General features: G+C 68.7%; 7 protein-coding genes. 5 read left to right on the top strand and 2 right to left on the bottom strand.

Features of this window, described 5'->3' with window-relative positions:
• Positions 1-84: 84 nt before the first annotated feature.
• The 3 genes from fxlM to AB0B90_RS15115 all read left to right on the top strand — a co-directional run bounded on the left by fxlM (position 85) and on the right by AB0B90_RS15115 (position 3,587).
• Positions 85-1,257, top strand: coding sequence for a methyltransferase, FxLD system (fxlM, locus tag AB0B90_RS15125; RefSeq protein WP_362922937.1), 1,173 nt, complete (start codon positions 85-87; stop codon positions 1,255-1,257).
• Positions 1,258-1,671: 414 nt separating this feature from the next.
• On the top strand, positions 1,672-2,664 hold the full coding sequence (locus tag AB0B90_RS15120) for an ATP-binding cassette domain-containing protein (RefSeq protein ID WP_362923156.1): 993 nt from the start codon (positions 1,672-1,674) through the stop codon (positions 2,662-2,664).
• A gap of 164 nt (positions 2,665-2,828) precedes the next feature.
• Complete coding sequence (locus tag AB0B90_RS15115) at positions 2,829-3,587, top strand: ABC transporter permease (RefSeq protein WP_350950381.1); 759 nt, start codon at positions 2,829-2,831, stop codon at positions 3,585-3,587.
• Between the two features lie 144 nt (positions 3,588-3,731).
• Here the strand turns inward: AB0B90_RS15115 and AB0B90_RS15110 are convergent, their stop codons facing one another.
• Both AB0B90_RS15110 and AB0B90_RS15105 read right to left on the bottom strand, forming a co-directional pair.
• Positions 3,732-4,334: a hypothetical protein gene (locus tag AB0B90_RS15110; protein WP_350950380.1), complete on the bottom strand. Its 603-nt coding sequence runs from the start codon at positions 4,332-4,334 to the stop codon at positions 3,732-3,734.
• 390 nt (positions 4,335-4,724) lie between these two features.
• Complete coding sequence (locus AB0B90_RS15105; protein ID WP_350950379.1) at positions 4,725-6,710, bottom strand: glycosyl hydrolase family 28-related protein; 1,986 nt, start codon at positions 6,708-6,710, stop codon at positions 4,725-4,727.
• A 1,577-nt stretch (positions 6,711-8,287) separates the two neighbouring features.
• Between AB0B90_RS15105 and AB0B90_RS15100 the strand changes: the two genes are divergently transcribed.
• The gene (locus tag AB0B90_RS15100) at positions 8,288-9,700 is read left to right on the top strand and encodes an endo-1,4-beta-xylanase (protein WP_350950378.1); all 1,413 of its coding nucleotides are present in this window, start codon (positions 8,288-8,290) and stop codon (positions 9,698-9,700) included.
• A 450-nt stretch (positions 9,701-10,150) separates the two neighbouring features.
• On the top strand, positions 10,151-12,247 hold the full coding sequence (locus tag AB0B90_RS15095) for a family 43 glycosylhydrolase (protein ID WP_362922934.1): 2,097 nt from the start codon (positions 10,151-10,153) through the stop codon (positions 12,245-12,247).
• The last annotated feature ends 89 nt before the right edge of the window (positions 12,248-12,336 follow it).

Here is a 12,336-nt window from a genome sequence, read left to right as displayed (position 1 = left end):
ACGACATCTAACAAACGGACGCTTTTCACCTGACGGGGCATACGGCTCAGGCCGCCACATACGCATACGGCACGGAGGTCAACGATGACTGGGTGGCACGCGTTACGGGAGGAAATGGTCTCGCAAGTACGTGCCCGCGGGATCAGCCAGGCCGTGGCCGACGCGTTTCTGGCGGTGCCACGACACGTTTTCCTGCCCGAGCTTCCCGCTCAGGCCGTCTACCAGGACGACGCGATCGTGACCAAGCGCGACGCGGACGGCCTTCCGATCAGCTCCTCCTCCCAGCCGGCGATCATGGCTCTGATGCTGGACCAACTCGGGGTGGAGCCGGGACAGCGGGTGCTGGAGATCGGGACCGGGACGGGATACAACGCCGCCCTGCTCGCCCACCTGGTGGGGCCCGAGGGAGAGGTGGTGAGCGTCGACATCGACCCCGACCTGGTGGCGCTCGCCGGGGAGCACCTGTCGGCCGCGGGACACCCCGAGGTGAGACTCGTGTGCGGCGACGGATCCGAGGGGTTCGCACCGGGGGCGCCCTACGACCGGGTGATCGCCACCGTGGGCGTGTGGGACCTCGCCCCGGCCTGGCTGGAGCAGCTCGCGCCCGGCGGACGCCTCGTCGTTCCGCTGGACCTGCGCGGGGTGCAACGCTCGGTGGCGATGGAACGAGACAACGGACGCTGGACGAGCCGCTCGGTGCTGCCCTGCGGGTTCATGCGGATGCGCGGCCCCTTCGCGGGCCCCGAGACGACCCTGGTATTGGACCGGGAGTCCGACCTGATGATCTCACTGCCCGAGGCGGGCGAGATCGGTGACGTGCTGGGGGCGCTCGACGGGCCGGTGGTCGAGCTGTCCACCGAGATCGGCGTCAGCCTCCCCCAGCTCCTCGACGGGTTGAGTCTGTGGCTCGCGGTGCACGAGCCCCGCTGGTGCACGATCTCGGAGGCTCGGCCCGGGTGGCTGGCCTCGCCCCCGCTCGACACGACGGGGTTCAGGATGGCCGTCGGCATCGTCGAGGGCGACAATCTCTGTCTGCTGGAGCCGTCACCGGACGGAACCCTGATCGCGCGCGGTCACGGGCCCGACAGGGTGCGGCTGGCGCGTGAGATGGTCGCCCACATCCAGGCGTGGGACATGGCGGACCGGCCCATGACGACAGGGCTCCACATCGACGCCTACCGGAGCGCCCCTCCGCCCGGCGTACTGGTTCTGCGCAAGCGCCACACCACCCTCGCCCTGTCGTGGCAGGACTCCTGACCTTCGCCTCCCGCGGACCCCGGCCGGCGGCCCGCGACCGCGCGGAGACCTGACCACCGAGCCCTGGGCGCCGATCCGGCGCCCAGGGCTCTCTCGCGTTCAAGCGGCCCGGAGGGCGGCACCGGGTCCCGGAATCTCCGGCGGAAAGAAAAAAATCACACCGTTTCCCATCGCCCCGGCCCGATGGGGAAAAAGCCCAGGCCAGCCCATGGGTCCTTATTCCGAGGAGTTTCGGAGAGAAGATTCCCACCGGTCGAGTGAGCCCGCGTTTCCGCAGGTCAGAGCAAATGTGAATGCACCTTTCACGTTTGCCTCGCCCCGATCGCATGGGTAAGGATGAGTCATCTTCCAGCCGGGCCCCCGACCAGGGGTTTCTTCGGCATGCCACCGACCGCCCACCCCGAGGAGGGGACGATGATCCATGCCCGAGGGCTGACCCGGCGATTCAAGGTCGGGAAAGGAGTCGTCGACGCCGTACGCGGCCTCGACATCGATGTGGAGGAGGGCCAGTTGGTGGCCTTCCTCGGTCCGAACGGCGCGGGCAAGTCCACCAGCCTGCGCATGCTGACCTCCCTGCTCCCGCCGACGTCGGGAACCGCGATCGTCGCGGGCCGCGACGTCGTGTCGGATCCGGCGGGGGTCCGCGCCCGCATCGGGTACGTCGGCCAGAAGAACGGCTCGGGGGAGAACTTCCGGGTCCGCGACGAGCTGGTGACCCAGGCGCGCTGCTACGGCCTTCGCCGGTCCGAGGCGCACCGGCGGGCCGACGAGGTCCTCGGCCTGCTGGACCTGGAGTCCCTGGCCACCCGCAAACCCGGCACCCTCTCGGGCGGCCAGCGCCGCCGCCTCGACATCGCCCTGGGGCTCATCCACCGGCCCGGCCTGCTCTTCCTGGACGAGCCCTCGACCGGCCTCGACCCGCAGAGCCGCGCCCACATCTGGGAACACATCCTGCGGCTGCGTGAGCTGCACGGCACGACCCTCTTCCTCACCACCCACTACCTGGAGGAGGCCGACACCATGGCCGAACGGGTGGTGATCATCGACCACGGCCGGATCATCGCCGACGGAACCGCCGATCGGCTGAAGGGCGATCTGGCCGGTGACCGCGTCACGGTCACCGTCCACGACGAGCCACAGGCGGCGAGGGCCGCCGAGGTCTCCGCGCGGATCGCGGGATCGGACGCGGTCACCGTCGCAGGCAGGACGGTGCGGCTGCGGGTCCCCCACGCGGGCGCGGCGCTGCCGGAGTATCTGCGCCACCTGGAGGCATCGGGGGTGAAGGCCGCCACCGCCGAGACCGCCCGGCCCACGCTGGACGACGTGTTCCTCGCGCTGACCGGCCGCAGTCTGCGCGAGAACGACGAGAGCCCTCGCACAGGCTCGGCCGGCCCGCACGACGCCTGACCTGTGGCACCGCGCCCCTCACACCGACCGGCCACGCCCAATGACCGTGACCCGCACATCCCTGCCCGCACAACCCCTCACACCGACCGGCCGCGCCCGACGACCACGACCCACGCGGCCCTCACCCCCACAGCCCTCTCCCCGCCGGCAAGAAAGGCCGCCCCGTGCGCGTACGATCCTTCCTCCGCGACACCGTGACCGTGTTCTCCCGCGAGTTCGCCCCCGTGCCGCGCGAACCCCTCGGCCTCCTGTTCACCATGGGCCAGCCGCTGCTCTTCCTGTTCCTGTTCGGCCCGCTGCTCGGGGGAACGCGGAGCTTCGAGGGCTCGCCGTGGCAGTGGTTCGTGCCCGGCATCCTGATCATGATGTGCCTGTCCGGGCCGATGATGGCCGGATACTCGCTGCTGGTGGAGCTGATCGGCGGCTCGATGGAGCGCATGCTGGTCACCCCGCTGAACCGCACGGCGATGCTCGTCGGCCGGACGATGAAGGAGTTCGTGATCCTGCTCGCCCAGGCCGTGCTGATCATCGTTCTCGCGGTGCCGCTGGGCTTCCGCCCGCACCTGCCGGGTGTGCTGACCGGGCTGGTGATACTGACCGTGTTCGGGATCGGCCTGGGCGCGCTCTCCTTCACCCTCGCGGTCGCCTCCGCTCCGAGCGGCAACCTGTTCTACGGGGTCACCCAGCTGGTGTTGTTTCCGCTGATTCTGCTCTCAGGCGTGCTGCTGCCGATGGACTTCGGCCCGGCGTGGCTCCAGGTCGCCGCCACGCTGAACCCGGTCACCCACATCGTCGACGCGGAGCGGGCGCTGTTCTCCGGCCGTTTCGCGGACGCCTCGGTGCTGTACGGAACGCTCTGGGCCTGCGCCGTCGCCGCGGCCGGTCTCGCGATGGGCACCAGGTCGATGCGCCGCGGCATCTGACCTCGGCACCTTCGGGAGCGGGCACCGAGGCCGGGCCGGTTCCCTGCGCGCGGGTCGGAGGCGAGCCGGCCCGCCCTCGACCTGCCTGGAAAGCCGAAGAGCCCCGTCTTCGAGATGAAGGACGAGGCTCTTCGGGGTGCGCGACTACTGGGGGGTGGGGGTGTGCGAGGGCGTGGCGGTGGGCGTCGGAGTGGGGGCGGGGCGCTCCTTCGCCGGCTCCTTGGTGACCTTGCAGTCGTAGGCGGCGATGGCGTACCCGGGCAGCAGCTTGCACGTCGTCCAGACCGGACCGACCTTGTAGGCGTAGACGGCGGGAAGCCCGCCGTCCTCCCCCGCGGGACCCTGGGGTCCTTCAGGCCCGGTCTCACCGGGGGCGCCCTTCGGCCCGGCGGGTCCCTGCGGGCCGGTCTTCCCCTGGTAGCCGCGAGGTCCGGCCGGCCCCTGGGTTCCGACGCCGTCCTTGCCGTCCCTGCCGTCCTTGCCGTCACGCCCGGCGGGTCCCTGGGGGCCGGGGCCGGCGACCGTGCTCTGGCCCTGGGCGGACTGCTTGGCCCACCACGTCTTGACCTCGGTCGGCTTGCACTTGGTGGTGGCGGAGACCAGACGCACCAGACCGGTGCTCTTCAGCTTGCACGCGTAGATGAGGTCGGCGCCTGAGGTCTGGGCGGCGGAGGCGGTGGTGATGCTGGACATGCCGACCGCGAGAACCGCGGTAGCCGCGATCGCCAGAGGCGTCTTGAAACGCATATGGAACTCCAGGAAAGAAGGGAAGGCCGTGGTGCGGCTCGACAAGAGTGGCAGGTGGGAACGGTCCACGCTGCCATATCAGACCATGTGATGAAAAAGAGACCGACTTCCACTCCTGGCTCTGCAGTTTCTGCGGCATTTCGCTATTAAAGGCACTTTTGCCGAAAATCACACTTATCGTGCTGGACGCGCCTTTTGGCATTCGGCTGTCTCCGGTGACCACCGCCCGTACCGGAACCCGGACCGCGGGGAGGGATCTCCCCGCGGTCCGGCGGCCCCGCGAACCGCGGCACCGACCGTCCGGCCGGTGCCGCCGTGACACCGGCACCCGCCATGGAGGGGCCGGTGGTTTCGAAGAGTGACGTACGCTCTGCCGCTACGACCGGACGATCACCACGGGGAGGGCGCCGGCGGCGCGACCACCGGCGGGCGGTCGTCGCAGGTGATGGTGTTGGGCAGCATCCACGGGGCGAGCCAGGCCCCGGCGGTGCCGCCCCCGTCGTTGCCGCCGAGGTCGGTCAGGGAGAACTCCGAGCCGGTGGGCGGGAAGTTGAACGAACCGCAGTTGTTGACGCCGACCGCGCCGACGTTGCGGGCGTCCACGTTCTCGAAGGAGGCCGATCCCTTCACCCGGGCGCTCACCACGGAGGTGCCGGTGCCGTCGACCCTGATGTCCTTGAAGTGGACGTTCGTGATCGAGTACAGGTCCTTCACCCCCCACTCGCTGACCAGCATGATCGCGTTGTAGGTGTTGTCGAGGAAGTGGTTGCCGACCACCTGGATGTCGGCCTCGATGTTCTTGTCGAGCGCGTAGAGCCAGATGGCTCCCAGGCCGATGTTCCAGTTCAGCTCGTACGTGCCGGCCCGGACCGTGGTGTTGTCCTTGATCGCCAGTTTCCCCGCGAACGCCTCGGCGCCGAAGCGGGAGCCGACGTGGATGCCGCTGCCCTCGCGGATCGGGTCGGCGACGAGGTTGCCCGAGACGGTGTTGTCCGTGCCGCCGTAGACGGCGATGCCGTTCGCGAGGGTCGGCGTCTGCACGGTGTTGCGGTCGAAGGTGTTGCGGGCGTTGGCGATCTTCTCGGACCACAGGGCGAGGCCGTCGTCGCCGGTGTTGCGGATGAAGTTGTTCGACACGACCGAGTCCGTGACGCCGCCGTGGAAGTTGAGGGCGTCGGCGATCTGGTCGACGATGATGTTGTTCGTGATCCTCAGGTTCTTCATCGGCCCGTCGAACCACATGCCCACCTTGGTGCGGTGGATGTAGAGGCCGTCGACGGTCGAGTCGCTCAGCGCCCCGCCGATGCCGTTCACCTGGTCGGTGTCGATGCGCTCGCGGACGTCGCCCTCGATCGCGAAGCCGGACAGGTGCACGTTCCTGCTGCCGCCCTTCGACGCGTCCTTGCCGTAGAAGCCGACGCCGGTGTGCACCGAGCCGTCGGGGGCCGGGGAGGGAAGGGCGACCTGTCTGCCCTTGATGATCGTGTACCAGTTGCCGGCGCCCTCGATCGTCACGTCGTCGACGACGATGTGACGGTTCACCTGGTAGACGCCCGGCGGGATGTAGACCTTGAGGCGGCCGCGCTTGGCGAAGGCGATCGCCCTGTCGATCGCGTCGGCGGAGTCGCGCCTGCCGAGCGGGTCGGCGCCGAACGCCAGCACGTTCGCCGCGACGAGCCTGACGTGCGGCGCGCCGACGAGCTCCGAGCCGAGCAGGTCGATCACCGTCCACGCCGCGTTGCTCCCGGCCGGGACCGTGAGCCGCACCCTGTCACCCGCGCGGTACGTCCTGCCGAGCAGGAGACGCTGCTCGTCGTAGAAGTGGGTCGGCCGGAACGGCTTCGTGATCGTCGGAGTGGGCGTCGTGGCACTGGGCACGCAGGCGCACTCGGTGATCCACCAGTCGGGGTGCAGCAGGTCGGCGTTCGGATCGTTCGTGAACGGATACTGGTTGTACAGCCACGAGTACTGCGAGGTGAGGGTCATCACCTTCCTGCCGCCGCCGTTCACCGTGACATGTAGCGGCGCGGTGATACCACCGCCGTTGGGGGCGTCCGGAATGCTGTAACGCACGGTGATCGCGTTCGCCGCCTTCGGCAGCGTGAACTCGACGTACCGCCCCGGCGTCAGCCTGACCGCCCTGCGGCCCGACGCCTCCCCCGCGAGCGTGTACGCGTCGCGGTCCGGGCCGATGGTCGTGCCGTTCGTCGTGGCGTTCTCGGCCTCCTGCTCGGTGAAGGCGACATCGGCGCCCCGCCCCGCGACGAGTGACGGGTCGAGGGCGGCGCGCGTCACCACGGGGGCCGGGGCACCGCCCGTGCCCGCGAGGGCGGGGGAACCGGGCACGACGCCGAGGCCCGCGAAGGCCACGATCACCGCCGCGACCGCCGCCGGCCCTCTTCGCGGCGCCTTTCGCGGTGGCCCGCCTGTCCGTCTCGCCGCGGCTTCCGTGATGCTCCGTGACATTCGGATGCTCGTTTCTCTCGGGGGAACACCTGAAAACGCTCGGGGCGGAGCGAACGCCACGAGGGTGAGGCGACAGTAGGACTCCGGCGCCTCACCCCACAAGAGTCTTGTGAAATAGTTTCGTAATCTTGCTCTATACCTGCGGACACCTCGCAGATTCTTGCAATGTGTGTCATGGGTCGTTGCGATGTTCCGTAACGCACGGCCCACTCCGATGCGACGCGAGCGACTGGGATCCATGGCCGCGCGGGCACGCGTCCGGGCGCCCGCGGTCACCGCCGGCGGCACCGCGGTCACGATGCCGGAAAAGATCAGGGGAAGACGGTTGGCTCCGCCCGCGAAGACTCCGCGAGTGATGTGCGTGCGGAGCGATACCGTCCAGACGGCCGACGCCCCGGCGAACACGAGGGTGAGACGCCGGAGCGAGCCTCGCGTCGTCCCGGTCTCCGGTGCGCGGCGGGCCGGGCGGCGAAAGCGGAAGAGGGCGACGCGCGCTCGCGCCGTGGAGGGGGCCGCGGGCCTTCAGCCGCGACCTCAAGACCGGAGCGCCGGCCTGCCGCCGGCAACCGGCCCGCACATGTCAGGGCAGGCCGAGGATCTTGGCGCCGGGACGGCGTCGGCGAACGTCCCGGACCGCCCTCGAAATCACCTACGGCCGGAGAGCCGCTCGGGCGGCGGCGAGCCGGGCATCGAGGGCCGATCGGTGCGATATGGGTGTTTGCGCTAACATTGCTGCGAGCAATGTAAGGCCCGCGTTACGGCCGCGTCAATCGTTCACATCACAGAAACCTGCCCGGACTGCACCGGGATTTTCGGCCCTCCCAAAAGAGGGGCACGCCCCCATGAGCCGGGAGCTCGGCGCCCGCGCCTCTCGTCTCCGCCGAGGCGCCCCCTCCCCCGCCGGACGCGTGGAACGACCGTCGATCCGGCGGACACCGGGAGTGGGCGAGAAGATTTTCACCGATCGGTCCCTCCTCCCCAACTTGTCAACCAGGGGTCTTGAGGAAGTCAGCTGTATTCGGTCAGAATTCCATGGTTGCCAACCGGTAACTTCTGTGAAACTTTCACATTCGCAGGCGACGCGACGCGATCTCCCTCTGGACGAATGCCCAGGCCGGGAAACGTTTCGTTAGCAATGCCCAGGTCAGCGAGGGTTGTGACTCGTTGACGGTGGATCGGACCGTCGGATGTACTCCCCGACAACGCACTTACAGGAGCAGGCCATGGAGATCTGGAAGCCCAGATGTTAGCGATAACAAATCTCGATGGCCACTGCCCCCTCGACCTGGCCAAGGAGCGTTGGATGCCCGTCTCACCTCGAACGCGAGCCCAGGACGGACCTTTGGCCCGTCTCCCGGTGTGTCGGCGGCGACCCGCCCACCTCGCGACGACGGCTCTGATCGGCTCTTACCCGCTCTCGAAGCCCGGCCTGCTCCTCCGGACCGACTCCATCCGCTGACGCCTCATCACCCCCCCAAGGAACCGGCATGCTCTTCACCGCGATCCCAGACATCGCCTCGAAAGCACGACGAACCATCACCATCGCGATCGCCGCCGCCCTCGGGGCCGGCGTCGTGGTGGCCGTCCAGCAGACCGCCTCCGCCGCGGAGACGACGCTCGGAGCCGCCGCCGCCCAGTCGGGCCGTTACTTCGGCGCGGCCATCGCGGCGGGCAGGCTCGGTGACTCCACCTATGTGAACATCCTGAACCGGGAGTTCAACTCGGTCACCGCCGAGAACGAGATGAAGTGGGACGCCACCGAACCCCAGCGCGGCAGCTTCAACTACAACAACGCCAACCGCATCGTGAACCACGCGATCGGCCAGGGCAAGTCGATTCGCGGGCACGCCCTGCTGTGGCACCAGCAGATGCCCGGCTGGGCCCAGGGGTTGTCCGGCTCCGACCTGCGCAACGCCGCCATCAACCACGTCACCCAGGTCGCCACCTACTTCCGCGGCAAGATCCACTCCTGGGACGTCGTCAACGAGGCCTTCGCCGACGGCGGAGGCGGCGGGCGCCGTGACTCCAGCCTCCAGCGAACCGGCAACGACTGGATCGAAGCCGCCTTCCGCGCGGCCCGCGCCGCCGACCCCGGTGCCAAACTCTGCTACAACGACTACAACACCGACGGCATCAACGCCAAGAGCACCGGCATCTACAACATGGTCCGCGACTTCAAGGCACGCGGCGTGCCCATCGACTGCGTCGGTTTCCAGAGTCACCTGACCAACTCCGCCCCCAGCGACTACCAGGCCAACCTCCAGCGCTTCGCGGACCTCGGCGTCGACGTCCAGATCACCGAACTCGACATCTCCGGCTCCAACCAGGCCAACGCCTACGCCGCCGTCACCCGCGCCTGCCTGAACGTCGCCCGCTGCAAAGGCATCACCGTCTGGGGCATCCGCGACAGCGACTCCTGGCGCACCGGCCAGAACCCCCTCCTCTTCGACGCCTCGGGCAACAAGAAGGCCGCCTACACCTCCGTCCTGAACACCCTCAACTCGGTCACCCCCAACCCGTCCCCCACGCCGACCCCGACCCCGACCCCGACCCCCACGGTCACTCCCACGCCGGGTCCGGGCGGGCCGTGCCGGGTGGCGTACACCCTCAACGCCTGGAACACCGGACTCACCTCGTCGATCACCATCACCAACACCGGCTCCTCCGCGATCAACGGCTGGTCGCTGGTCTTCGGCCTGCCGTCCGGCCAGACCATCACCTCGGGCTGGAACGCCACCTACTCACCCTCCAGCGGCCAGGTGACGGCGCGCAACGTGAGCTACAACGGCTCGATCCCCGCCGGCGGCTCGGTCGACATCGGCTTCCAGGCCAACCACACCGGCAACACCTCCGCGCCCTCCTCCTTCACCCTCAACGGAAACACCTGCTCCCGAGCCTGACCTCCCGGTGGGGAGAGGCCGTCCGCCCGGGATCGGCGGGCGGACGGCCATACCACCGGCGACCCGGCGGCCTCGGCCTCCAGCCCGATCACAACGGCAATCCGGCAGCTCCACCTCGTTCTCCCCCCAACGGCCGGACCTGCGGTGTGACCTGACCTCACCCCGCGCCCCCGGTCCCGTCGTCCACCGGACGACGGGACCGGGCACCCCCCACCTGTCTCACCCCCCAGAGAAAGGAACGCCTGTGTCACCCAGCCGCAGGCGGTCTCCCCACCGCCCAGAGGCGTTCCGGCCCTACGACTTTTCGGCCCGCCTTCCGCGGCACCGGGGCCACCTGCCGCGCATCGACCCGATCAACGCGTCGAGTGTCTCCGACCGGCAGGACGCCACGTTCAGGGTGAGGTCGTACCCGAAGTGTTAACGCTAACAAAGTCTTCCAGAGGAGGACGTATGCCTTTTATCAGGCGAAATCGCCTGCGCATGCTGCTGGCCGCCATCACCTCGATCATGCTCACCGGCGCCCTGCTCACGCTCGCCAGCCCCGCGGCGACCGCGGCGACCGTCGACACGAACGCCTGGTACGTGCTGGTCAACCGCACCAGCGGCAAGGCCCTGGACGTCTACAACCTCTCCACCGCCGACGGCGGGCGCATCACCCAGTGGACCCGTAACAACAACAACAACCAGCAGTGGCAGTTCGTCGACTCCGGCGGCGGCTACTACCGCATCAAGTCACGCCACTCCGGCAAGGTCCTGGACGTCAGCGGCTTCTCCACCGCCAACGGCGGCGCGATCGTCCAGTGGGCCGACCTCAACGGCACCAACCAGCAGTGGCGCCTCGCCGACTCCCCTGACGGCTACGTGAGATTCGTCAACCGCAACAGCAACAAGGCCCTGGAAGTGCAGAACGCCTCCACCGCCGACAACGCCAACATCGTCCAGTACGACGACTGGGGCGGCAACAACCAGCAGTGGCAGCTCGTCCAGGTCGGCGGAACGAACCCGACGCCGAACCCGACCCCCACCCCCACCCCGACGCCGGGTCCCGGTGGCAACTACACCAACCCGGTCGTGTGGCAGGACTTCGCCGACGGCGACATCATCCGGGTCGGCGACGCCTACTACTACTCGGCCTCGACGATGCACTACTCGCCGGGCGCGCCGATCCTGCGTTCCTACAACCTGGTCGACTGGGAGTACGCGGGCCACTCGGTCCCCCGGCTCGACTTCAACTCAGGCGCCTACGACCTCAACGGCGGCCGGGCGTACGTGAAGGGCATCTGGGCCTCGACCCTCAACTACCGGCCGAGCAACAGCACCTACTACTGGATGGGCTGCATCGAGTTCAACCGCACCTACGTCTACACCGCCTCGGCGGTCGACGGCACCTGGACCAAGCGCTCCCAGATCAACAACTGCTACTACGACGCCGGCCTGCTCGTCGACGACAACGACACGATGTACGTCGCCTACGGCAACGGCACGATCAGCGTCGCCCAGCTCTCGGCCGACGGCCTCAGCCAGGTGCGCGCCCAGCAGGTGTTCCAGACCCCCTCCAGCGTCGGCACCCTTGAGGGCGCCCGCTTCTACAAGCGGAACGGCTACTACTACATCTGGCTGACCAAGCCCGCGAACGGCCAGTACGTGCTGCGCTCGACCAGCCCGTTCGGCCCGTACGAGATGCGCCAGGTCCTGCTGAACATGCCCGGCCCGATCTCCGGCGGCGGCGTGCCCCACCAGGGCGGACTGGTGCAGACCCAGAACGGCGCCTGGTACTACATGTCGTTCGTCGACGCCTACCCCGGCGGCCGGGTGCCCGCTCTCGCGCCGATCACCTGGACCGGCGACGGCTGGCCCACGATCCAGACGGTGAACGGCGGCTGGGGCGTCAACTACCCGAAGCCGAACATCCAGACCAGCAAAACCGTTCAGTCGATGATCGGCCCCGACACCTTCACCTCCCCCTCGCTCGGCCACCGGTGGGAGTGGAACCACAACCCCGACAACTCGCGCTGGTCGACCGGCAGCGGCCTGCGCCTGCAGACCGCGACCGTGACGAACGACCTGTACAACGCCCGCAACACCCTGACCCACCGTATCCAGGGGCCGTCGTCGACCGCGACGATCGAACTCGACTACTCGCAGATGGCCAACGGCGACCGCAGCGGCCTCGCCATCCTGCGTGACCAGTCGGCCTGGATCGGCATCAAACGCGACAACGGGGCGACCCGCGTGGTGATGACCAACGGGCTGACCATGAACAGCAGCTGGCAGACCACGGGAACCGGCACCGAGGCGGCGAGCGCCAACGTCTCGGGCGGCCGGATCTGGCTGAGGGTCAACGCCGACATCCGGCCCGGCTCCGGACGGCAGGCCCGCTTCTCCTACAGCACCGACGGGACCAACTTCACCACGCTCGGACCGGCCTTCACGATGAACAACGCCTGGCAGTTCTTCATGGGCAACCGCTTCGGGATCTTCAACCACGCCACCCAGGCCCTCGGCGGCTCGGTGACCGTGCGCCGCTTCGACCTCACAACCCCGTAAAGACCGAAAAACAACCCTATGAGAACCGTCCCAACCAGCCCGTCCGCTCCCCTCGGACGAAATCGGAGTAAATTGTGCGATTTAAACCC

This window comes from Streptosporangium sp. NPDC049078 (genome assembly GCF_040648855.1).
Taxonomy (GTDB): Bacteria; Actinomycetota; Actinomycetes; order Streptosporangiales; family Streptosporangiaceae; genus Streptosporangium.
This window is presented reverse-complemented; position numbering and strand designations above follow the sequence as displayed.

Excerpts from the sequence above, each read along its gene's own strand:
- fxlM (WP_362922937.1), top strand. The coding sequence starts at position 85 with ATGACTGGGTGGCACGCGTTACGGGAGGAAATGGTCTCGCAAGTACGT.
- AB0B90_RS15110 (WP_350950380.1), bottom strand. The coding sequence starts at position 4,334 with ATGCGTTTCAAGACGCCTCTGGCGATCGCGGCTACCGCGGTTCTCGCG.
- AB0B90_RS15100 (WP_350950378.1), top strand. The coding sequence starts at position 8,288 with ATGCTCTTCACCGCGATCCCAGACATCGCCTCGAAAGCACGACGAACC.
- AB0B90_RS15120 (WP_362923156.1), top strand. The coding sequence starts at position 1,672 with ATGATCCATGCCCGAGGGCTGACCCGGCGATTCAAGGTCGGGAAAGGA.
- AB0B90_RS15095 (WP_362922934.1), top strand. The coding sequence starts at position 10,151 with ATGCCTTTTATCAGGCGAAATCGCCTGCGCATGCTGCTGGCCGCCATC.